Origin of the sequence: Paraburkholderia sp. NPDC080076 (assembly GCF_050281145.1) — a bacterium.
Lineage (GTDB): Bacteria > Pseudomonadota > Gammaproteobacteria > Burkholderiales > Burkholderiaceae > Paraburkholderia.
The window spans coordinates 96,441-118,057 of record NZ_JBNNWQ010000013.1 but is presented as its reverse complement, the minus strand read 5'-3'; the positions used below and the strand labels follow the sequence as shown (position 1 = coordinate 118,057).

Genomic DNA, 21,617 nt, shown 5'->3' with positions numbered 1-21,617 from the left:
AGTGCTGTGCCCAATGCCAACCATACTGCGAGCGTGCTAGCGCACCATCGAAGCAATCGTGCATGTCTCATCGGCCACGTGCTCGGCAATAAAATCTCTTGGCCCGCCGAAGCGCCCACCCGATTGCCGATCCACGATGTAGTAGGTGCCGGGAGGAATCGGGCCGACCTCCACTTCGGCCACTTCGTCCGGGTTGTCCCGGCCTATCTTCTGCCCTGAGTAAGCCTCCACCTGGCCGAAGCCGGAGCAGACCAGCTGCGAATTCTCTTTTCGATTGAGTGTGAAGCTACAGAACACAGGCATCGTTTTTTTCGTAGTGGAGAAAGACTCCTTCTAGCATTGCTCTTGCGGGCTTGTATATAGGACGATTTATTCTTGACGAAGTTTTACACTGGCCGATTCCATGCGCATATCCAGGCCGTCGAGGACGAAGAAAAGCCCGCGCGATGGCGGGCCACAAAGTACCTATGGATCGACGCGGCTCTAGGGCAATGAAATCGTCAACGTAGCCGATTGCGGCCCGAGCTTGACCACCTGCGAATACGGCGCGAGCGAGCGCAAGGTCTGATCGCGCAGATAGGTATTCAGGCCGAGATAAGCCAGCAATCCAACCAGCGCAAACACGGCGCCGATCGACCACAACGGCACCTCGCGTTTCAGACGATGCGCGACCTGATCCGGCAGCGGCCAATGCGGCGCGAACTGCGCGCGCTTGCCCTTCAGATGCGCGATTTCGTCGCCGATGCGCGCGGTCAGATACGCGAGCTTCTCCGGTCCTTCGAGCAGATACTTGCCCTGATAACCGAGCAGCAGGCACATGTGAAATACCTCGAGCGACTGCAAACGCGCCGCGCCTTGGGCGCGGCACTCCTCGAGATACTGGAAGAATTTCTCGCCCGCCAGTTGCTCGCCGAACAGCACGAGTTGCAGCGGCCGGCGCTCCCACTCCGTGCGGATCCTGAAGGTGGACGACAAGACCGATTCGTCGATAGCCGCGCAGAACGCAAACTTCGATGCGTAGACATCTTCGGCCGACGCATTGAGCTTCTTCGCGCCGCGTTCGAAGTCGCCGAGGAACTGCTGGATGCGCTGGCTGAATTCCTGCGCGTCGCCGGGTTCGCGACCGTTCTTCAACAGGAACAGCATGAAGAAGCCGTCGTACAAGAGATCGAGCAGCGAGCGGACCTGATAGCTCGGCTCCGTGATCGGTGCGGGCGTGGCGGTAGGCGTGCTGCCGCCAAAGAGGGATGGCGCGTAGCTCATGATGTGACGGCGATCAGTTCGAGTTGAAGATCGTTGATGCCCGACGGCGCGTAGATCATTGCCGATTGGGCCTGCAACATACGGTCGTACAGCGCGCCGCGCGCTTCGAACGAGAAGTAGCACGCACCCGGACGAACCGGAATGGCGGGCGGCACCTGCGGGGTGTAGACGAGCCGCACGCCCGGCATGGCCGAGAGCACCAGTTTGTCGACGTCGTCTGGCGCGCCGACCTTGAAGCGCGCGGGCACGGCTTCCACGAGTTCGGCGGTCGGCATGTCCGCCGACACCGCGATATAGAACATGGTCTTGTCGTCGATCTTGCCCGAGTCGAGGCGGCCCGCATGGAACGACGGACGCACTTCCTCGAGCGCGATCGCGAAGTAGCGCGTGGAGATCACGGTTTCGAGCAGATCGCGCAGGATCGTGTCGAGGCGCGCGAAGCCGGGGCCCGGATCGTCGTGCCGGTAAGCCGGCAAGTCGGACAGCGCATAGCCCTTCGAAAACGTCATCAACTGGCCGGCGAGGCGCAGCAGTTCCTGGAACAGACGTTCGGGGTGCAGCGCCGAATGCTGGTACAGATGCGCGAGCGAAGCGAATGCCGCGCTCGCGGTATGCAGCAGCCAGAACGAAGCGATGTCGCCGGAACGGAACTCGATGATGTTCTTGGTCGGCTCGCGGTGAAAACCGTACAGCGCATTGACCTTGGCCTGTAGTGCGTCGATCAGTTGGCGCAGGCGCTGATGCAGGATCGGCGATGCGTCGATGGCGAGGCAGGGCGGCACGAAGTTGTCGTCGATCTCGAAGCCCGAGGTGGCCGTGCGGCGCACGCGCACGAGCGGTACCGACAACAACTGGTCGCGCGGCTCGCTGTGCGCGATGAGTTTGACGCTGGTCTTCAGGAAGGTGATGTCGGCTTCGGCGGCGTCGGTGAAATGATCGGCCACTGGCGTCTGCTCGCTGACGTAACGCGACACGAAACCGGCGTTGCTGTCCTGCGCGTAGTTCGCGCCGGTTTCGCGCAGCGGATGCAGCGCGAGATAAAACGTGAATTCGTTGATGCCGTCGGGCAGCGTATCCAGCGCGATGGGCGGCGGCAGGTCGTCGGCTTGCGGGGCGGAATAGAGCGCGCCGTCGGGGAACACCAGCGAGAGTTCGCTCACACGCAGCACATTGCTGCCGAGCGCGTCGCGGTCGAAGCGCGCCGAACGCACGCCCCAGTTGTACGGCTGGATCGCCTGGATCGATTCGAACAGGCGCGCCTCATGATAGGCGTCCTGACGCTGAAAATGCTGCGGCCTTAGAAACAGGCCTTCCCCCCAGAGCACTTTTGCGGAATAACTCATCTCAAACCTGTTATATGCGTTCAGCGTGTGGCGCACCCGGAGATAACCGATTCGAGCGCCGCATTGTTAATTCTCTAAAAACTGTTAAATCGTATTTGACCGGCATCTTTATCCGCAGCTTACCGAAGAAAGCATATTCAGCGATTGCGCGGGCAATCCCTGTTCCGGCGGGATCACAGTGCCGTTGGTCACCGTCATTGCACAGTTATGCAGGCCGATCATTATGCCGGATTTCTCCGACTTCGCCGGGTCGAAGGCGAATTTCCAGCGCTGCATCGCCGGATCACGGAATAGCGCGACGATACCGAATGCCTGCGCTTCACGCGAGACTTTTTCGGTAACAACGTAGCGCTGGCCCGGGATCAGCGTTACTTCACGCACGCCCAGCAAATCGCCGCCCAATGTGGTCTTTTCCTTGGCCGGATCGGTAAATGCGTCGAATGGCGCCTGCTGGAATGAAGTCGGGTCTTTCAGCGTGTAAAGCCGTACCACCAGCGCCAATGGCCGTTTGTCATTCGCGGCATTCAGATTCGGCGCGGCATATAAGGTAAGGCCGACATTGCGCGGCGGTTTCTGGGCATCCGGCAGGTCCGGCTTGCCGAGGCCGCTCGCCTGCAAAGCCGCGTTGGCAGCGGCTCCCAGCACCGTCACGCCGGCCGCGCAGCCGCCCAGCAGCGCGCAGGCAGTCGCATGGGCAATCAATAGCGATGCATAGCGAAAAACACGCGAATTCATATACATCGACCGGCTCGGCGCCGTCCCCCGTCAAAACACCAATAACGAATTCAATCCGGCAAATTTGCAGCCACGCTATGCCGCGTAATGTCGCTTTATGCAAAGCGCATGTAACTACCGGTGCTCCTGTGCTTGCGGGCGGCGAGTGGAAATTTTTTCCGGTACCCGCATCACCGCTATTGCAGCAGGAAACAATTTCTGCATGTTTCATTTAAATGATCCACATGCATTTTTTTCGTGCAATCCTTCTTCACACGAAAGTTGAATTATCGAAAATTGGCCTGTACTATACCCGCGCACTTGAAGCAAAGCAAAAACTCCGGTTTCTCCTTGAATTAGAAAATTCGCACGTCGGTGAAAAACGATGAATGAGCGTCTGTTAGTAAAACTATCTGGGGTTGTGTTGGCATGCGGCGTGATGGCCGGTTGCGCGACACAGGGCAACGTGGCGAGCACACCGGAGGCTTTTAATAAGCAACTTGCGGATGCCGATACCGTCGCAAAGGGCGGTGATCAGGATCGCGCTATCGCGCTTTATCAGCAACTTTCCAAATCCGATCCGACGCGTGAAGAACCGTGGTCGCGTATTGCGCAGATCCAGTTCACACAAGGCCATTACGGCCAGGCTATCGTTGCCGCGCAAGAAGCGCTGCAACGCGACCAGACCGATCGCCAGGCAAAGAGCGTGCTGGCGGTGGCCGGCCTGCGCGTCGCCACGCAATCGCTCGGCGAATTGCGTCAGGACGCGTCGCTCGCGGGTGATGCGAAGTCGGACGCGCAAGCGCTCGCCAAGCAGTTGCGCGACACGCTCGGCGAAGCCACGCTGTTCCCGCCCGACCCGAGCGACAAGCAGGCGGTGAAGAAAAAGCGCGTGATTCGTCACGTCGCCAAGGGCAAGCCCGTGGACGCACCGGAAGCCGCCACGACCACCACCAGCGCCGCGGCGCCCGCCGCCACGCCGGCTGCTCCCGCCGCGCCGGTAGCGCCTGCCGCACCCGCCAAAGCCGCGCAAAGCGGCGGCGCGTCCGATCCGTTCAGCGCGCTGCGCTGATCCACACGCCTGATCCATCAGCACCGGGAGCCGACGATGGCGAAGAAAGAAAGCATTCAAAAACGCTTGCAAAAAGTGCGGCCGCCCCGCGTTCAATTGACCTATGAGGTCGAGCGCGGCGATGCGATCGAGGTGAAGGAGTTGCCGTTCGTCGTCGGCGTGGTCGCCGATCTGGCGGGGCAGTCTGAAGTCGAGCAGCCGAAGCTGCGCGATCGCAAGTTCGTCAATATCGACCGCGATAATTTCGACGACGTGATGAAGGCGATCGAGCCGCGCGCCGCGTTTCAGGTGGAAAACCGCCTGAGCGAAGCCGGCGGCAAATTCGCCGTCGACCTGCGCTTCAAGTCGATGGCCGATTTCAATCCGGACGAAGTGGTCGCGCAAATCGAACCGCTGCGGCGCCTGCTCGAAGCGCGCTCGAAGCTCGCCGATCTGCGCAACAAGCTGGCCGGCAACGACAAACTCGAAGACCTGCTGAGCGAAGTGCTCAACAACACGCAGCAGTTGCAAACGCTGGCGAAAGACCAGAGCAACGCGGCGGACCAGCACGGCGGCGCGCCGGACCACGACAAGCAGGGCGAATAAGCACGGGGTGTGAGATGAATCAGCAAACGGCAGCAGCCCAACTCGCTACCGCGCAAAGCGGTACGGAATCCACGCTGCTCGACGAAATCGTCGAGAAAAGCCGCGTGGCGAAGTCCGATTCCGAGCACGCGCGCGCGAAAGACCTGATCGGCGAACTCGTGCATCAGGTGCTCGACGGCACCGTGGTCGTGTCCGACAACCTGTCGGCTACCATCGACGCACGCGTTGCCGAACTCGACCGCCTGATCTCCGCGCAGTTGAGCGCGGTGATGCACGCGCCGCAATTCCAGCGCATGGAAAGCACGTGGCGCGGTCTGGACTATCTGTGCAAGGAAAGCAATACCGGCGCAACGGTCAAGATCAAGGCGCTGCATGCGCCCAAGCGCGACCTGGTGCGCGACTTCAAGACGGCGATCGAATTCGATCAGAGCGCGCTCTTCAAGAAGATCTACGAAGAAGAATTCGGCACGTTCGGCGGCTCGCCGTTCGGCACGATCATCGGCGACTTCGAAGTGACACGCCAGCCCGAAGACATGTACTTCATCGAGCAGATGTCACACGTCGCGGCGGCCGCGCATGCGCCGTTCATCGCGTCGGCGTCGCCCGAATTGATGGGCCTTGAAACCTTTGCCGATCTCGGCAAGCCGCGCGATCTCGGCAAGGTGTTCGACACGGTCGAATACGCGAAGTGGAAGTCGTTCCGCGACGCCGAAGATTCGCGCTACGTCGGTCTCACGCTGCCGCGTTTTCTGGGCCGCCTGCCGTTCAATCCGAAAGACGGCGCCACGGCCGAGGGTTTCAACTTCGTCGAAGACGTGGACGGCACGGATCACAGCAAATACCTGTGGTGTAACGCGGCATGGGCGTTCGCTGCACGCCTGACAGCGGCATTCGACGACTTCGGCTGGTGCGCGGCGATTCGCGGCGTGGAAGGCGGCGGTCTGGTGGAAGATCTGCCCACCCACACGTTCAAGACCGACGACGGCGAAGTCGCGCTGAAATGCCCGACTGAAATCGCGATTACCGACCGCCGCGAAAAGGAACTGAGCGACCTCGGTTTCATTCCGCTCGTGCACTGCAAGAACTCGGACTACGCCGCGTTCTTCGCCGCGCAATCGGTGCAGAAACCCAAGAAATACAGCACCGACAGCGCGAATGCCAACGCAGTGTTGTCCGCGCAATTGCAGTACATCTTCTCGGTATCGCGCGTCGCGCACTACCTGAAGGCGATGATGCGCGACAAGATCGGCAGCTTTGCATCGGCACAGAACGTCGAAGTATTCCTGAACCGTTGGATCTCGCAGTACGTGCTGCTGGACGACAACGCGACGCAGGAGCAGAAGGCGCAGTTCCCGCTGCGCGAGGCATCGATACAGGTCTCGGAGATTCCGGGCAAGCCTGGTGCGTATCGTTCGGTCGCATTCCTGCGCCCGCACTTTCAACTGGACGAGCTGTCGATCTCTTTGCGGCTTGTCGCTGACCTGCCGAAACCGGCTAATTCATAAAGCAAGTCAGCTAACCCGCGCTGGCCGCCCGGGTTGGCTGTTAAAACCACCTCTTTGGGGAGTCGATGAGTTATGAAGGATATCTATTTAAAATTCGGCAATCCGGCGATCAAGGGCGAGTCCGCCGATAAGGATCACGCCGGCTGGATCGAAATCGATTCGTGGAGCCACTCGATCACGCAACCGCGTTCGGCAACCGCCTCGACCGCAGGTGGTCACACCTCCGAGCGTTGCGAACATGCCGACATGCAGTTCACGAAAGACATCGACGTGGTCAGCCCGCTGATCTACCAACACGCGTCCGGCGGCACGACGTTCGACGAAGTCACGATCGACTTCATGCGTTCGGATGGCGAAGGCAATCGCATCAAGTACCTGGAAGTCAAACTCAAGTACGTGATCATTTCGAGCGTGACGCCGAGCGTGGTGGGCGAAGGCCTGCCGACCGAACAGTTCTCGCTGAAGTACGCCGCCGTGCAGTGGAAGTACACGCAGCAGAAGATCGGCGGCAACCAGGGCGGCAACGCGCAAGGCGCGTGGAGCCTGACGAAGAACGACAAGACGTACGCGGTCTGATGCACGGGTGCACGCGGCGCGCGGGGCTCGAAAGGGTTGTCGCTCACAGTGTGTGCCTTGCATCGATCCGTTTCTTCGGACGCTGATGAAACGCTTCGAACCCAGCTTTCTCGACAAGCTGTTCGACGACGAACCGCATCTGCCGGCTTCCCCGGCGATGCGGCAATTGTCGTTGGATGAATTGAAGAGCACGGTCGCGCGCGACGTCGAGGCGATCCTGAATACGCGCATTGCGCTGACCGAGCACGAACTGGCGGCGCTGCCGGAATGCCAGCGCTCGGTGCTCACGTACGGTCTGAATGATTTCGCGGGCCTGAGCCTCGCAAGCCATTACGACCGCACCTTCATTTGCAAATCGATTCAACAGGCCATTGCGCGGCACGAGCCGCGCTTGCAGCAGGTGGCGGTCACGCTCGAATTGAACGAACAATCCACCAATGCGCTGAACTTCGCGATTCAGGCGCTGCTGGTGGTCCACCCGGCGGAAGAACCGGTGAGTTTCGATGCGATGCTGCAGCCTTCCACGTTGCAATACTCGGTGACGCGCGCACGCGCGAAGCTGTAGTAGCAGAAATTTCAACCGCTGCATTCGCGTAGCGGCGTTGTCTAGCAGTTGCTTTGTGTACCGCTTTGCCGCAGCCGTTACGCGCGACGGTGGCGATAGTTTGGGCGGAGAGGCTTCAGGTCCGGGGATAGATCGATGGAAGAATTGCTGCCGTATTACGAGCGCGAGTTGTCATTTCTGCGGCGCTATTCACGCGACTTCGCCGAGCGCTACCCGAAGATCGCGGCGCGTCTGGCCATGTCCGGCGAACACTGCGAGGACCCGCACGTCGAGCGGATGATCGAATCGTTCGCACTGCTCGGCGCGCGCATCAACAAGAAACTCGACGACGATTACCCCGAATTCACCGAAGCGCTGCTGGAAGTGCTGTATCCGCACTACCTGCGGCCGTTTCCGTCGTGCTCGATTGCTCAGTTGGGCACGTCCGCCGCGCTGAGTCATCTGACCGAACCGGTTCGGGTCGAACGCGGCACCGAACTCAAGTCGCGGCCCATTCGTGGCGTGCAATGCCGTTTCCGTACCGCCTACGACGTGACGCTGGCGCCGATCCGCATCTCGGAGGCGAAATACACGTCGGTGGCGATGGCGCCGAGTGCCACCGTGCTGCCGGGCAATGCCACGGCGATCGTGTCGATCACTTTTGAATCGACGGCGGCGCAACTCGATCTCTCCGCGCTGAAAGTCGGCACACTGCGCACGCATCTGCATGGCGAGCAGTCTTTTATCGCGGCCTTGGCGGACTGCCTGTTCATCAACGGAATGGCCACTTACGTGGAAACCGACCGTCGCGGCGTGTGGAAGCAATTACGCGAATCGCCGGTCGTGCAAGCCGGTTTCGACGAAGAAGACGCGCTGATCGACTATCCGGCCAAATCGCACCCCGCTTACCGGTTGCTGACCGAATACTTCGCGTTCCCCGAGAAATTCAACTTCGCCGACTTCGATCTGGCGGCGATGACACGCACAAGCGGCCGCTGCCAGCGTTTGACGCTGCATGTCGTGTTGAAGGAAGTGCGCAGCGACTCGCACATTGCGCGGCTGCTGGATTCACTGGCCGCGCATCATTTCCGCCTGTTCTGCACGCCGGTGGTGAACCTGTTCGAACAGCACGGCGAGCCGATCCATATCAGCCATCAGGCGATTTCGTATCCGGTGATTGCCGAAGCGCGCCGCGCGTTTGCCTACGAAGTCTATTCGATCGATTCGGTGAAACTCGTCAGGCAACAGGCGCATGAAGAATCGGTGATTGAATTCCGGCCGTTCTATTCATTGCATCACGGCGAAGCGGCGCGTGCGGGTCACTATTGGTTCGCACGGCGCAATGATTGGGTCGCGCAGAAAAGCCCCGGCTACGAGACTGAAATCTCGATCGTCGATATCGACTTCGAACCGGCCGCGCCGCAAACCGATACCTTGAGTCTCGATCTGACGTGTACCAATCGCGATTTGCCCGCGGGCCTCGCGGTGGGACTCGAAGGCGGCGATCTGTTTCTCGAAGGCGGCTCGCTGACCGGCAGCATCTCGATGCTGCGCCGGCCTACGCCGAGCGTGCGCTTCGAGCGCGGACGCGCCGCGCATTGGCGGCTGATCTCGCATCTGGCGTTGAATCACGTATCGCTCGCGAATAGCGGCTTGTCGGCGCTCAAGGAAATGCTCGTGCTCTACGACTTGCGGCGCACGGCGGTGTCCGCGCGGCATATCGACGGGCTGGTCGGCATCGAACAGCGCGCCGCCGTGCAATGGCTGCCGGGCAAACCGTTCGCCACGTTCGTGCGCGGCATCGAGATTCGTTTGACGATCGACGAAGAGCATTTCGTCGGCACGAGTCTCGCGTCGTTCGTGCGCGTGATCGACACGTTTTTTGGGCTGTACGTGCATCTGAACAGCTTTGTGCAACTGGTCGTCGTGTCGAAGCGCACTGGCGAGGAGATTCTGCGATGCAAACCGCGCAGCGGCGAATCGATCCTGGCGTAGTCGAGCAGCTTCTCGACGAGCCGCATCGCTTCGAGTTTTTTCAGGCGGTGCGGATTCTCGAGAAGTGGTTCGCGCAGCAATCGCCAACCCACACCGGACGTCCCGGCGAAATCGTCGCGCAGCGGATTGCCTTTCGCAATTCGCTGTCGATGTCGTTTCCGCCGAGCGAGATTCACGGCGCGCAGTCTTACGACGACGCAGGCGCGGCGCTGAAGGAAAAAGCACAACGCACGGTGGCGCTCGAAAACGGCTCGCTCGATAAGGTCGATATCACACCGGCTTTTTTCGGTTTGCTCGGCGGGCAGGGCGCGTTGCCGCTGCATTACACCGAGCAGATCATCGCGCGTGAGCAGATCAAGCGGGATCGCGCCGCGCGTGAGTTTTTCGACGTGTTTTCGAATCGTGCGACGGCGCTGTTCTACGCGGCGTGGAAGAAATACCGCTTACCGTTTCACTACGAGCTGGATCGCGACGAACGCTATTTGCCTTTGCTGCTCGCGCTCGCCGGCGTCTCCGACGACGATACGCGCAACAGCCTGCAAAGCGGCGATGGCGCGCTATTCGACGAGGCGATTGCCGGTTACGCGCTGGCTGCGCGGCATCGGCCGGTATCGGCGGCTTATTTGCAACGCACGCTGTCGGAGTACTTCAAGGTGCCGGTGCGCGTCGAGCAGTTCATCGGTAAATGGTACGACGTGCCACGCGATCAGTTGACCTTGCTCGGCAGCGTCAACGCGACGCTCGGCGCGACCGCGCTGGCGGGCGAGCGCGTCTGGCAACGCGACATGCGCGCGCGTCTCGTGATCGGACCGCTCGACAAGGCCGACTATGAAGCGTTTTTACCGGGCGCCGATCGCGCGGTGGCGCTCGAACGCATGCTCACGCTGCTCGCGGGCGTCACGCTCGAATACGAGGTGTCGCTGGTGCTGCGCCGCGAGGCCGTCGGACCGAGCCTGTTGAGCAAGGGCGCGCGCCTCGGCTGGGACGCGTTCCTGTGCACGAAGGAAGCCGACCGTGATCGCGCGGATGCCCGCTACGAATTGCACGTGATTCACTGACCATAACGACAGAACCCGGACCCGGACCGCACGACATGAGCACGTCCCTCAATACCCTGATCGCCAAACTGAACCCGAGCTGCCGGCAGGCGGCTTTGCTGGCGGCGAACAATTGTCTTGCGCGCGGTCACTACGAGGTCGACCTCGAGCATCTGCTGCTGGCGCTGCTGGACGAACCAGCGAGCGACGTCGCGCTGGTGCTGCGCGCGAGCAGGATCGACATGCACGCATTGCGCGCGGATCTCGAGCGCGAGTTGCAGCGTTTGAAAACCGGCAATACGCGCACGCCGGTATTTTCGAAGCATCTGATCGAGCTGCTCGAACAGGCGTGGCTGATTGCGTCGCTCGATTCGCAGATCGGGCGGATCCGTTCGGGACATCTTCTGCTGGCGCTGCTGACCGCGCCGGATCTCGCGCAATTCGCCGAGCGCATGTCGCCGTTGCTGCGCGACGTGCGCGTGACCGACCTGAAGCACAAGTTCGATGAGTTGACCGCGGGTTCGCGCGAAGTCGAGCGCAGCAATGAGACGCAAAGCGCGGAAAGCGGCGCGGACGATGGGACGCCGACCGATACCGCGCCGGGCGCGCCGTCTAAAACGCCCGCGCTCGACACGTACACGAGCAACCTCACGCAGCGCGCGCGTGAAGGCAAGATCGATCCGGTGATCGGCCGCGAGGGTGAGATTCGCCAGACCATCGACATTCTGATGCGCCGCCGCCAGAACAATCCGATCATGACAGGCGAAGCGGGCGTCGGTAAAACGGCGGTGGTTGAAGGTCTCGCGCTGCGCATTGCCGCCGACGACGTGCCCGCGCCGCTCAAAGGCGTGGCGCTGCACGTGCTCGACATGGGTTTGCTGCAAGCCGGCGCGAGCGTGAAAGGCGAGTTCGAAAACCGCCTGAAGAACGTGATCGACGAGGTGAAGAAGAGTCCGCATCCGATCATTCTCTTTATCGACGAAGCGCACACCATCATCGGCGCTGGTGGCCAGGCGGGGCAGAACGATGCGGCCAATCTGCTGAAGCCGGCGTTGGCGCGCGGCGAATTGCGCACCATCGCGGCCACCACATGGAGCGAGTACAAGAAGTACTTCGAGAAAGACGCTGCGCTCGCGCGGCGTTTCCAGGTCGTGAAGATCGAGGAGCCGAGCGAGATGCTCGCCGCGGCCATGTTGCGCGGCATGGCCACGTTGATGGAAAAGCACTTCAACGTGCGCGTGCTCGACGATGCGATCACTGAAGCGGTACGTCTATCGCATCGCTACATCAGCGGCCGGCAACTGCCGGACAAAGCGATCAGCGTGCTCGACACCGCTTGTGCGAAAGTCGCGCTCGCGCACAGTTCGACACCCGCAGCCATCGACGACACGAAGAAGCGCCTGGAACGTATCGACGCTGAAATCGCCGCGCTGGAACGCGAAGTGGCGAGCGGCGCGCTGCACGACGAACGGCTCGCCGAATTGCGCGGCCTGCGTGAAGAAGACCTGAAGGATCTCGCCGAAGACGAAGCACGCTACGACAAGGAACGCGCATTGGTGACGGAGATCGTCGGCTTGCGCGCGGACATCGACGCGGCGCGCGTGAGCAGCGCGGACCCTGAACAAGCCGACAAGGCACAGCAGGCGCGCGAAACGCTCGGCACGCGCGTAGCCGAATTGCACGCCTTGCAAGGCAGCCAACCGATGGTGCCGTTGCAGGTCGACGGCCACGTGGTCGCCGAAATCGTCGCCTCGTGGACCGGCATTCCGCTTGGTGGCATGGTCAAGGATGAAATCCAGACCGTGCTGAACCTGCAACCGCTGCTGGCCGCGCGCGTGATAGGCCAGGACCACGCACTCGACGCGATCGCGCAGCGCGTGCGCACGGCGAGCGCAAATCTCGAAGACCCGAACAAACCGCGCGGCGTGTTCATGTTCGTCGGCCCGTCGGGCGTCGGCAAGACCGAAACCGCGCTCGCGCTGGCCGACGTGTTGTATGGCGGCGAACGCAAGATGGTCACGATCAACATGAGCGAGTATCAGGAAGCGCATAGCGTATCCGGCCTGAAAGGCTCGCCGCCGGGCTATGTCGGTTACGGCGAGGGCGGCGTGCTGACCGAAGCGGTGCGCCGCAATCCGTATTCCGTGGTGCTGCTCGACGAAGTCGAAAAGGCGCACCCCGATGTGCTCGAAATGTTCTTCCAGGTGTTCGACAAGGGCACGATGGACGACGCCGAAGGCCGCGAGATCGATTTCCGCAACACGCTGATCATTCTCACTTCGAACGTCGGCTCGCAGGCGGTGATGCAGGCCTGCCTGAACAAGAGCGCGGAAGAGTTGCCCGACGCCGACGAACTCGCGGAGACCTTACGTCCGCAACTGTACAAAGCGTTCAAACCGGCATTTCTCGGCCGCATGAAAGTGGTGCCGTACTATCCGATTTCCGACGACGTGCTCGCCGAAATCATCGAATTGAAGCTCGATCGGATTCGCCGCCGCATCGAGTCGAATCACAAAGCGGTGTTCGAGTGGGACGAGTCGCTGGTCGATGCGGTGCTCGCGCGTTGCACCGAGGTGGACTCCGGCGCGCGCAACGTCGATCACATTCTGAACGGCACGCTATTGCCCGAAATCGCGCAACAGGTGCTGGAACGTGTGGCGAACGGCGCGACGATCGAACGCATTGCCGTGCGCGCGAGCGAGGCCGGCGAATTCGATTACACGGTGGTGTGAACGGACGCGCCAATCTGTTTTAATGCCGTACCGGATACTTATTGCTTTCTTTCATGCCGATCAATCTGAACACGTTGCTGGCTCCGCTCAGCGAAACCTCGCCTTGTGGTGAAGATCTGCTGTTTTCAGCGGATTTCGATGCGATTCAGCACGCGCGCCGTTTCGAAGACCCGTCGCTGGATCAGGGCGAATGGGTCACGGAGATCAAGGAGGCCGATTGGCCTTTTGTGGTCGAGCGTTCGGGCAGTCTGCTGCAAACGCAGACCAAGGATTTGCGCCTCGCCGTGTGGCTCACTGAAGCACTCGCGATCGACGAGGGCATCAATGGTCTTTCGCAGGGCTACGCGCTGTTGACGGGGCTTTGCGAGCGCTACTGGGATCACGTGCATCCGCTGCCGGAAGGCGACGACACCGAATATCGTCTCGGCAACGTCGCGTGGCTGGTCGGCCGCACCGGCGATCTGCTGCGCGCCATGCCGCTCACGTCGTCGCAAGGCAATGCGTACAGCACGATCGATTGGGACGTGGCCACGCACGTCGCGCAAGCGGTCAAGCGCGATCCGGATCACGCCGACGATATCGCGCGCGGCAAGCCGTCGATCGAACAGATCGAGGCGTCGAAGCGCGCTACGCCGTCGGCGTTTTACTCGGCGCTGCTTGTCGATCTTAAAGCGTTCGAAGCGGCCATGCTCGCACTCGAACAGGAACTGGACCGGCGCGCCGCCGACTCCGCGCCGAGTTTCCGTCAGGCGAAGGACGCGTACGAAAGCGTCTACCGCCTAGCCGAACGCTTTGCACGCGAACTGGGCGTGAACGCCGAAGCGCCGCCGCCCGCGAAAACGCCTGCGCCCAACGAAGTCGAACGTGCCGAGCCTACTTTCAAGACCGCACCGCAACGCGAGGAACCTGTGTTGACGACCATGCCGACGAGCCCGATTGCAGGAATCCAGAGCCGTGCGCAGGCCGTCGCGCAGTTGCGTGCGGTGGCCAAGTTCTTTCGCGCGACGGAGCCGCATAACCCTGCCGCGTATTTCGCCGACAAGGCGGCGGAGGCAGCGGATATGCCACTGCATCAATGGCTATCGACCGTGGTGAAAGACGACGGATCGCTCGCGCATATTCGCGAGTTGCTGGGCGTGAAGCCGGAAGAGAACAGCTGAACAAAGCCTTCAACGCAGCAAACAAAAAAGCCCAGCTTCGGTTATCTATCGAAGCCAGGCTTTTTTCATGCACACCGCCACGCAGGCGCTAACTCAAGATCCCGCACGAAACTCGATGCGCCGATTACGTGCCCGTCCATCGGTCGTGTCGTTCGACGCGATCGGCTGATCCGGACCGACGCCCGTCGTCGTCATCTGTTGCGGCGGGATGCCTTTCGCGACCAGATAACCCTTCACCGCATCCGCGCGCGCCTGGCTCAGCGCGATATTCGACGTGCGGTTGCCCGAGTTGTCAGTGTGCCCGATGATCGCGACGGTCTTGGTCGTCATTTTCCCCATCGCGGCGGCCATCTGATCGAGAATCGCGCGGCCTTGCGGTGTGAGCGTCGCGCTGCCGGTTTCGAATTCGATCGTGCGATTCGCGAGCGTCTGATCGAGCAGGCCTTGTTCGGAAGCGCTCACGCGCAGACCGTTCTTGATCGTGTAAGTCGGGTTCAGCGCATTCGCCATGTCGCTCGCGAGCTGCTGGCGCTGTGATTCGTTGTGCACTTCGCCCTTCACGTCGATCTGCGTGCCGTCGATTTTCAACTGGCCCTTGCTGATCTGCTTCAACTGCGGGCCGATCAACTTTTGCACGTTCGCGGACCAGTTCGGCGGCGTGGCCACATCGGCGACTTCGATTTGGTCGACCACGTTGGCCGCGCCGTACGTATCGCGCAAGCGCGCAAGCACGGCCGCCTTGGTCGCTTCGTCCGGCACCTTGCCGCCGACCACGACCTGGCCCGGCGTCGCGTTGGCGGGCGGCGGCGCCGCGGTAATCGCGCCGGTGCCGGCGCCGGTCGTGCCGCTCGCGAGTCCCGCCGTATTCACCGCAGGGCCAGCATTGCCCACCGGCGCCGACGAAGCCGGCGGCAGCATCGTGGTGTGTATCGAAATGCCGCTGTTGTCGACCGGCGTGACGCGAGCCGGGCCGTCGTTGTCGGCATGCGCGAGGGCGCTCAGCAGAAGACCGGCGAGCAGCACGGACGTGCGAATGGAGAGATTCAGCATCGTGTCACGCTCCCGTGAATGCTTCGCGGAACGTGTCGATGCTGACGCGCAGCGACAGTTGCGGTTGATCGAGGTAACTGACGAGCTTGCTGATGCCATGATCGTTTTGTGCGTGTTCGTCGATCCACTCGGGATCGTCGATATCGATGTTGTGCGCCGCGTACGACTGCGGATCGACCACGCTGTGCAGCGTCTTGGCCGAGGCGCCGTTAAAGCCGATGATGAGCCGCTCGCGCTCGGCAATCGTGCCGATGAAAATCGCCAGCTCGAAATCTGCCTGCGCGACGAACGGCGCAATCAGTTCGAGCCAGAACGCGGCAACGAGGCTGCGGTAGAACGGATCGTTCGGCAGCGGCAAGGTCAGTCCGCGTTCAAGGTGCGAGGAGCCGCTTTGCATCACCGGACGCAGCAGCGAGCCCAGCGCCAGCATCGCGCCACGCAGACGCACCGGATGGCCGCTCGCGAGCAGCATCTGTTCGAGCCCGGAGAGTGTCTGGTGTTCGACGAAGTCGTTGAAGGTGCCGTCGTGCGGATTGCCCGGACCGGCGCCGATTTCGATGGGAACCTGCGTCTCGCCGAGCGCCTGCAGCGCGCCGGGCGGTTCGCTGGCGCCGAGTAGCGGCTTCATCTGCGCCGCGACGCGCGACCAGAGGCGCGCGAAGGCGAGCGGACTGTGCGCGAGGAACGTCAGCGGCTTTTCGACTTCGAGCGCGGTCGCGGCAAGAAACGGAAAGCGCCGCGACGACTGATCGTGACTGGCCATCATATGTCCGGCGATCGCCAGCTTGCTGCGCGAGCCGAGGAACGCGAAGTGCATCGGCTTGGCGTTTTCGTAGACGATCTTCCAGCGCGGATCGTCGGTGAGCAGTTCCATTGCTTCGGCGATCCAGCGGTCTAGCGTGGCCAGCAATTGCGGGTTATGCGCGCTCTTCACGAAGTCGCCGCGCGACGGGATCTTGCCGAAGTAGGCGATTTGCGCCTGCACGGTTTGCGTCATTGCGCACCCCCTGTATTCGAAACCGCGGTGGCGGCCGTAGCCGGCCGTGCCGCGGGCATTGCCGGCGCGGCGGCGGGCAGGGAGCCCGGCGCACCCGCAGCGGTCGCGTTGACCGAATTGGCCGCCGCGCTCACATCCGCCACCGAGGACGGCAGCCGCAAGCCGCGCAGGCTCTGCTGTTGCGGCGCATCGCTGCTGGCGCTCGACGCCTGCGACGTGCTGATGATGCGCATGCTGACCGCCACCGTCACGCTGCCTTGCGTCCACGACAGATCGAACGTGCCGTCCGGACGACGCTTGCGTTGCGCCGAGTTGATCAGTTTCTCCAGACCGTAGCGGCCCGGTTCGTTGACCAGTTGCAGCGTGCGGCCGTCGAAGGTCGTGGCGCTCAGTGTCGCGCCCGGCGAACCCGACGGATTCGGCCACACGAAGTTGGTCCACTGCGGCGGCGTATTGCGGTAGCGCATCTGCTGACCGTCGATCGCCAGCGTGTATTCCGTCGTGCCGCTGCTCGGCTGCGGCAGGATCTGGAACACGGTCTGCGGTTCAGCCGAGCCTTGACCGGCCGCTGCGCCGGCCGCGCCGCCTGCAAGCGGCGCTACCCAGCGCGCGAAGCCGTTGGTGAAGTCAGGCGTGAGCGCGAGACCCATATCGCCCCACGTGCGAGCTGTCAGCGTGTCGCCACGGCGCACCGCGAGCGGCCCGAGCGTGGTGCCGACGAACTTGGCGATCGCGCCGTCCGGGCCGAACACCTGGGCGATTTCGCCGGCGCCGGCTTCGACCTTCGCGTCGCTGGCAAACGGATACTTGTTCGCGAGCGAGCCCTGGAAGCTCTGATACACCTGCGCATTCCACACCTTGTTGACTTCGACGCTGGCCGGCTGGATCACCACCGCATACGCCGCCATCAACGGACGCACGAGCAGCGGACGCAGGGCTTTGCGCTGCGAGTCGGTGAGGCCGGTGAGCATCTGTTCGTCGACGTACTTCAGCGAATCGGCGAGTTCGGAGCCGCTGCCGTCGAGCGTCTGCTGCATCAACTGGCGCGCGCCCGGTCCCGGATCGCCCTGATTCTTGATCACGTTAAAGCGCGTGCGGACTTTCGACAGCGTGTCCATATAGCCCTTGAGCATCGAACCGTTGTCGCCGCTCACGACGATACGGCCCAGCGCCGAGAACTCCTGGCCGATCGGACCCATCGGCACTTCGACCGGATTGCCGTTGATGTCGATGTTCGCGTTGAGCTGGCCGGTCGGCGCACGCGAGAACCAGTTCTTGAACCAGCTCGTCACGCCCGTTTGCGCGCGCTTCAGGTTCGCGTTGAAGAGCGACGGGTTGTCCCATGAAGTCTGGTCGTACGCGGTTTCGAGCACCTTGCGGATCGGCGAGTCCTGCGGATCGCCCAGACGGTTCATCGCGTCCACGGCCTGGCCGAAGCTGCCGAAACTCTGCACCGCAATGCCTTGCATGAACTTCTGCCAGTGCATCGCGTACTCGGTCTTGTACATCGCGACGAGCGCTTTCTGGATCTGCTCGGGGCTGCCTTCGAGCGTCAGGTCGTCGTGCGCGGACGTGTTGAGCACCCAGTCCTTCGCCTGCAACTCTTTCGTGGCGGCGTCGCGAATGGCGGGTTGCACGTACTGGAACCACGCCTCACGCGTGAAGGTGCCGGGGATCGCATAGCTGCCCGCCACCAGCGCCGTATTGTTTTCGCCGACGATGCGCGCGATCGTCATCGGCGCGAAACGGGTCGACGCACGCGCCTTGATTTCCTCGTAGACGCGCTGACGGGCCGGCATGCCGCGCACCACGCGGCGCAGGTTCTCACGCGTCTGATCGACGAGGCCGAGGTTCTGGTCGATCATCGGCCAGTCGTCGTCGGAAACGCGCGACAGGTAGAACGTGATCATGCGTTCGGCGCTGCGGATCATCTCGTCGCGAGGCATGTTGCCGCGATTCGTTTCGAGCCAGCCGCGCCAGAAGCGGGCGACCTGATCGGTGAGGTGAGCCGTTTCCACATGACGCTTGTCGCTCAGCATCAGGTAGGTCTTGAGCGCGTTGTACGCGTCTTCGACGTTGGTCGGCGAGGCGTCGCTATACAGGCCGCCCTGGCTGTTCGCTGTCATGGCCGAATGCGTGGAGACCGGAATCGCAGCGGCGTCCGGCGCGCGGTTCAACGGCGCGAGCTGATCGGGATGCGCGTTGACGTCCTTCAGGAACGACGCGAGATTCTGCGAGACCGGATCGAGCAGGATCTGACGCACGCCGTTGTAGTACTCGGTGAGCAGGCGCTGTTCGAGGCGATCGCCTTGATACAGGCCGAGTGACACCGCGAGCGGCCGGTCGCGGCGGAACTGTTCGAGCTGGTCGATGCGGTCCTCCAACACGTCCATGGCCTGCAGGCGCGATTGCAGGTCGTTGCGGTTCTGCTGCAAACGCACGACATTGTCGAGATCGGCCTGCACGTTCGCCGTGAGCTGCTGGTTGTTGACCGTCGACCAGGTCCAGCCGCCGAGCGCCAACGCGAGCACCGCGACGAAGCCGAAGAAGGTCGCATAGCGCATGCGCGTCTTGGCGGGGCTGGCGAATTGCTTGACCGTTTGCCGGTCGGCGAAGATCACCTTCGAAAACAGATCGCGCAGGAAGAAGCCGTTCTTCGAAAACGCGCTATGCGGCTTGGGCAGGCTATCGGAACTCAGGCCGAAACGGTTGGCGATGCGCGTGGCCGCGGCGCTATTGGTTTCGCCTTCCTGCAAGGCGCTGGTGAAATAGAAGCCGCGGAAAATCGGCTTGTACTGGAACGGGTTGGTTTCGAACAGCGTGGCGAGAAACGCGCGCAACGCGGGCTTGATGGTCGAAAATTCGAGCGGAAAGCTCAGTTGACCCGGCGAGAGTTTGTTGCCGCGATTAATCGACATCTGCGCGACGCTGATTTCTTTCAGGCCGTCGTACAGCTCTTCGAAGTGTTCGTCGAACAGGCCGACCACGTCGCGCTTCTCATCCGGCTCGTAGGGCAGGGTGGCGCCCCATACGCGGTCGTATTCGTGGCGCTCGCTGCCGCTGAAGAACTCGGTGAAGCCGGTAATCAGGTCGGCCTTGGTGAACATCACATACACCGGCGCGAACACTTCGAGCTTTTCGGTCAACTCCTGCACGCGCTGGCGCAGGTTCTTCGCGAGATTGATTGCGAATTCGGGCTTGCTGTTGGTCAGTTCCGCAATGCTCGCGGTGACGATGATGCCGTTGATCGGCGCCTTCGGCCGGAAACGTTTGAGCAGGCCGAGAAAGCCGAGCCATTCGGTGCGGTCTTCTTCATGCACGGAATAGCGGCCCGCGGTGTCGAGCAGAATGCCTTCGGTCGTGAAGAACCAGTCGCAGTTACGCGTGCCGCCAATGCCGTGGATCACCGCGTTGTTCTTGTCGGCGAAGGGGAACTGCAAGCCTGAATTCAGCACCGCGCTGCTCTTGCCCGCAGCGGGGTTGCCGATCACGATGTACCAGGGCAACTCGTATAGCGCCGAACCGCCCGAGACCTGGCCGATCTTCGAGGTCTTGATGGTCTTCACCGCATCGACGAGGCGCGTGCGCAGCACGTCGAGTTCGGCCTGGCGCGCGGGCGTGGGCGCGGGGCCGGCTTCGGCCTGCTTCTCCGCCTGCTGTTCGAGCATCTCGCCGAGCTTGCGATTCGCGCGGCGCGCGCGCAGGCGGCGCACGATCCACACCAGCAGCCACAGCGCGATCACGGCGCCGAACACGATCGCCGGCCACATCGGGTCGATCTGCAAGGTGTCGGCGCCGATGAATAAGACAGCAGCGAGCGCGAGCAGGCCGATGATCGAGAGCGTGCGTGTGTGGGTCAACACGTTGAGAATGCGTCGCATAAGCCGTTCAGGTCTTGATGATGAGTGTTGTGGCGCGTGGTGTGGCAGGCAGCATGGCGCGCGTACGCCGTTTGAAATAAAACGAAAGCATATTCAGGCGAAAGCGAATGCGGCCGAATTGTTAAATCGGCAATAGCCGGCCGTGGCGACAGTGAGCGGAGCAATGCCGTTATGCGTGCGGCATTGCCGCTTTTTGCCAGAAAAATTGATTGAACGCCCCATGTCAACCTCTTTATTACCCGGTTTTTACCCATTCGGCCTTAATGACCGCGCCCGAGGACGAAGCCGGGTTTGTGGTATTCGACGTGCCCGAGATCCATCATTTTCCAACGGCCACCCCACGTCAGACCGACCTGTTCGGCTGTCTGCCCGTATAACTGATAACCTCGCATGGCCCAGGGATCTTTTTCTGAAATGACGAGCTTGCCGTCGCGCAAAAAGGCATTGTCCGAGGCGAGACCGTATTGGTGATAGCTTTGAAACGCTGCGGCATTGGTGACGTTGCCCCCCATTTGCGCCAGCCGGTTTTGCCGCTCCGGACTGCGATAACCTTCCAGCAAAGCCATTTCATACCCGTATTGCTCGCGCATGATTTTGTACACGAGCAATAAACGCGTTCTGAAATCGGCGTCGAGCAAATTCCAGTCGCGGCTCGCGTCTTTAAGCGCGGGCCGGATCTGCTCGACTTCCTGCGTTGCGAATACCTCCGGCGGCAACGGCGGCGGGGGCACGAGCTGTTCGCCATTCAATAACGCGGCAATTTTCTCGTCCGGAACCCGTGCAGTGTCATCGAATTGGAATAATTGCCGGCCGCGTAAAGCCAATGCCACCAATGGAGGCGTCGCAAGAATACCTGTCGTGGTAAAAATCAGCAAGCGCCGCTTTACCAGTAACTTTTGCATATCGACTGCCGTCGATTGCGAAATTTTTGCCGAGCGTGCTAATTGACCGCGAGCGCGCGATGCTCCACGCATAACACGGCCGTGAATAGTGAGCGCCGCACCTAATAAAGAGGCGCGTACCGTCGGCAATAGCAGCATTGCAGCGATCACGACGGCGATGGCGAAATAGGCGAGAAGTACTACGGCAATCAAAGGCGACCCCGGAAATTGGAAACAATTGTATTTTGTAATGCTTGCTCTTAGAATCAGGCCTGCTCGGAG

At 61.7% G+C, this 21,617-nt stretch carries 17 protein-coding genes; 9 read left to right on the top strand and 8 right to left on the bottom strand.

Annotated elements, in window-relative coordinates; genetic code table 11:
• Window positions 1–36 precede the first annotated feature (36 nt).
• The 4 genes from ACQKRQ_RS36320 to tssJ all read right to left on the bottom strand — a co-directional run bounded on the left by ACQKRQ_RS36320 (window position 37) and on the right by tssJ (window position 3,341).
• A complete protein-coding gene (locus tag ACQKRQ_RS36320) occupies window positions 37–303 on the bottom strand; it encodes a tlde1 domain-containing protein (protein ID WP_427482441.1) in 267 nt (88 codons plus the stop codon).
• Window positions 304–483: 180 nt separating this feature from the next.
• Window positions 484–1,263 (bottom strand): type IVB secretion system protein IcmH/DotU, encoded by a 780-nt coding sequence (gene icmH, locus ACQKRQ_RS36315; RefSeq protein ID WP_408178391.1) that lies wholly within the window; start codon window positions 1,261–1,263, stop codon window positions 484–486.
• Window positions 1,260–2,606: a type VI secretion system baseplate subunit TssK gene (gene tssK / locus ACQKRQ_RS36310; protein WP_408178390.1), complete on the bottom strand. Its 1,347-nt coding sequence runs from the start codon at window positions 2,604–2,606 to the stop codon at window positions 1,260–1,262. The genes icmH and tssK overlap by 4 nt, the downstream gene beginning before the upstream one ends.
• A 108-nt stretch (window positions 2,607–2,714) precedes the next feature.
• A complete protein-coding gene (gene tssJ / locus ACQKRQ_RS36305; protein WP_427482561.1) occupies window positions 2,715–3,341 on the bottom strand; it encodes a type VI secretion system lipoprotein TssJ in 627 nt (208 codons plus the stop codon).
• A gap of 364 nt (window positions 3,342–3,705) precedes the next feature.
• Between tssJ and ACQKRQ_RS36300 the strand changes: the two genes are divergently transcribed.
• From ACQKRQ_RS36300 to tssA, 9 genes are all read left to right on the top strand, one after another.
• Window positions 3,706–4,392, top strand: coding sequence for a tetratricopeptide repeat protein (locus ACQKRQ_RS36300; protein ID WP_427482439.1), 687 nt, complete (start codon window positions 3,706–3,708; stop codon window positions 4,390–4,392).
• A 36-nt stretch (window positions 4,393–4,428) separates the two neighbouring features.
• Window positions 4,429–4,977: a type VI secretion system contractile sheath small subunit gene (gene tssB, locus ACQKRQ_RS36295; protein WP_106280696.1), complete on the top strand. Its 549-nt coding sequence runs from the start codon at window positions 4,429–4,431 to the stop codon at window positions 4,975–4,977.
• A 14-nt stretch (window positions 4,978–4,991) separates the two neighbouring features.
• A complete protein-coding gene (gene tssC / locus ACQKRQ_RS36290) occupies window positions 4,992–6,482 on the top strand; it encodes a type VI secretion system contractile sheath large subunit (protein ID WP_132382930.1) in 1,491 nt (496 codons plus the stop codon).
• Between the two features lie 72 nt (window positions 6,483–6,554).
• Window positions 6,555–7,058, top strand: a complete 504-nt coding sequence (locus ACQKRQ_RS36285) for an Hcp family type VI secretion system effector (protein ID WP_020070381.1) — start codon at window positions 6,555–6,557, stop codon at window positions 7,056–7,058.
• A gap of 85 nt (window positions 7,059–7,143) precedes the next feature.
• Complete coding sequence (tssE, locus tag ACQKRQ_RS36280) at window positions 7,144–7,623, top strand: type VI secretion system baseplate subunit TssE (protein WP_007176945.1); 480 nt, start codon at window positions 7,144–7,146, stop codon at window positions 7,621–7,623.
• 135 nt (window positions 7,624–7,758) lie between these two features.
• Complete coding sequence (gene tssF, locus ACQKRQ_RS36275; RefSeq protein WP_427482436.1) at window positions 7,759–9,597, top strand: type VI secretion system baseplate subunit TssF; 1,839 nt, start codon at window positions 7,759–7,761, stop codon at window positions 9,595–9,597.
• Window positions 9,561–10,655, top strand: coding sequence for a type VI secretion system baseplate subunit TssG (gene tssG, locus ACQKRQ_RS36270; protein ID WP_427482434.1), 1,095 nt, complete (start codon window positions 9,561–9,563; stop codon window positions 10,653–10,655). The genes tssF and tssG overlap by 37 nt, the downstream gene beginning before the upstream one ends.
• Window positions 10,656–10,690: 35 nt before the next feature.
• Entirely contained in the window at window positions 10,691–13,366 is a 2,676-nt protein-coding gene (tssH, locus tag ACQKRQ_RS36265; RefSeq protein ID WP_427482432.1) for a type VI secretion system ATPase TssH, read from the top strand.
• A gap of 53 nt (window positions 13,367–13,419) precedes the next feature.
• Window positions 13,420–14,526, top strand: a complete 1,107-nt coding sequence (gene tssA, locus ACQKRQ_RS36260; RefSeq protein WP_427482559.1) for a type VI secretion system protein TssA — start codon at window positions 13,420–13,422, stop codon at window positions 14,524–14,526.
• A gap of 93 nt (window positions 14,527–14,619) precedes the next feature.
• On the opposite strand, the gene ACQKRQ_RS36255 is transcribed toward tssA, so the two are convergent.
• From ACQKRQ_RS36255 to ACQKRQ_RS36240, 4 genes are all read right to left on the bottom strand, one after another.
• Complete coding sequence (locus ACQKRQ_RS36255; RefSeq protein WP_427482431.1) at window positions 14,620–15,576, bottom strand: OmpA family protein; 957 nt, start codon at window positions 15,574–15,576, stop codon at window positions 14,620–14,622.
• 4 nt (window positions 15,577–15,580) lie between these two features.
• Entirely contained in the window at window positions 15,581–16,573 is a 993-nt protein-coding gene (gene tagF / locus ACQKRQ_RS36250; RefSeq protein ID WP_132382940.1) for a type VI secretion system-associated protein TagF, read from the bottom strand.
• Window positions 16,570–20,454: a type VI secretion system membrane subunit TssM gene (gene tssM / locus ACQKRQ_RS36245; RefSeq protein ID WP_427482430.1), complete on the bottom strand. Its 3,885-nt coding sequence runs from the start codon at window positions 20,452–20,454 to the stop codon at window positions 16,570–16,572. The genes tagF and tssM overlap by 4 nt, the downstream gene beginning before the upstream one ends.
• 260 nt (window positions 20,455–20,714) lie before the next feature.
• A complete protein-coding gene (locus ACQKRQ_RS36240) occupies window positions 20,715–21,548 on the bottom strand; it encodes a M15 family metallopeptidase (RefSeq protein ID WP_427482428.1) in 834 nt (277 codons plus the stop codon).
• Between the last annotated feature and the right edge of the window lie 69 nt (window positions 21,549–21,617).

What these genes read in the sequence shown, in the direction of transcription:
- ACQKRQ_RS36300 (WP_427482439.1), top strand. Translation starts at nt 3,706, where the DNA reads ATGAATGAGCGTCTGTTAGTAAAACTATCTGGGGTTGTGTTGGCATGC.
- tssJ (WP_427482561.1), bottom strand. Translation starts at nt 3,341, where the DNA reads ATGAATTCGCGTGTTTTTCGCTATGCATCGCTATTGATTGCCCATGCG.
- tssB (WP_106280696.1), top strand. Translation starts at nt 4,429, where the DNA reads ATGGCGAAGAAAGAAAGCATTCAAAAACGCTTGCAAAAAGTGCGGCCG.
- icmH (WP_408178391.1), bottom strand. Translation starts at nt 1,263, where the DNA reads ATGAGCTACGCGCCATCCCTCTTTGGCGGCAGCACGCCTACCGCCACG.
- tssA (WP_427482559.1), top strand. Translation starts at nt 13,420, where the DNA reads ATGCCGATCAATCTGAACACGTTGCTGGCTCCGCTCAGCGAAACCTCG.
- tssC (WP_132382930.1), top strand. Translation starts at nt 4,992, where the DNA reads ATGAATCAGCAAACGGCAGCAGCCCAACTCGCTACCGCGCAAAGCGGT.
- tagF (WP_132382940.1), bottom strand. Translation starts at nt 16,573, where the DNA reads ATGACGCAAACCGTGCAGGCGCAAATCGCCTACTTCGGCAAGATCCCG.
- tssE (WP_007176945.1), top strand. Translation starts at nt 7,144, where the DNA reads ATGAAACGCTTCGAACCCAGCTTTCTCGACAAGCTGTTCGACGACGAA.
- tssG (WP_427482434.1), top strand. Translation starts at nt 9,561, where the DNA reads ATGCAAACCGCGCAGCGGCGAATCGATCCTGGCGTAGTCGAGCAGCTT.
- tssM (WP_427482430.1), bottom strand. Translation starts at nt 20,454, where the DNA reads ATGCGACGCATTCTCAACGTGTTGACCCACACACGCACGCTCTCGATC.
- tssF (WP_427482436.1), top strand. Translation starts at nt 7,759, where the DNA reads ATGGAAGAATTGCTGCCGTATTACGAGCGCGAGTTGTCATTTCTGCGG.
- tssH (WP_427482432.1), top strand. Translation starts at nt 10,691, where the DNA reads ATGAGCACGTCCCTCAATACCCTGATCGCCAAACTGAACCCGAGCTGC.
- ACQKRQ_RS36285 (WP_020070381.1), top strand. Translation starts at nt 6,555, where the DNA reads ATGAAGGATATCTATTTAAAATTCGGCAATCCGGCGATCAAGGGCGAG.
- ACQKRQ_RS36255 (WP_427482431.1), bottom strand. Translation starts at nt 15,576, where the DNA reads ATGCTGAATCTCTCCATTCGCACGTCCGTGCTGCTCGCCGGTCTTCTG.
- ACQKRQ_RS36320 (WP_427482441.1), bottom strand. Translation starts at nt 303, where the DNA reads ATGCCTGTGTTCTGTAGCTTCACACTCAATCGAAAAGAGAATTCGCAG.
- tssK (WP_408178390.1), bottom strand. Translation starts at nt 2,606, where the DNA reads ATGAGTTATTCCGCAAAAGTGCTCTGGGGGGAAGGCCTGTTTCTAAGG.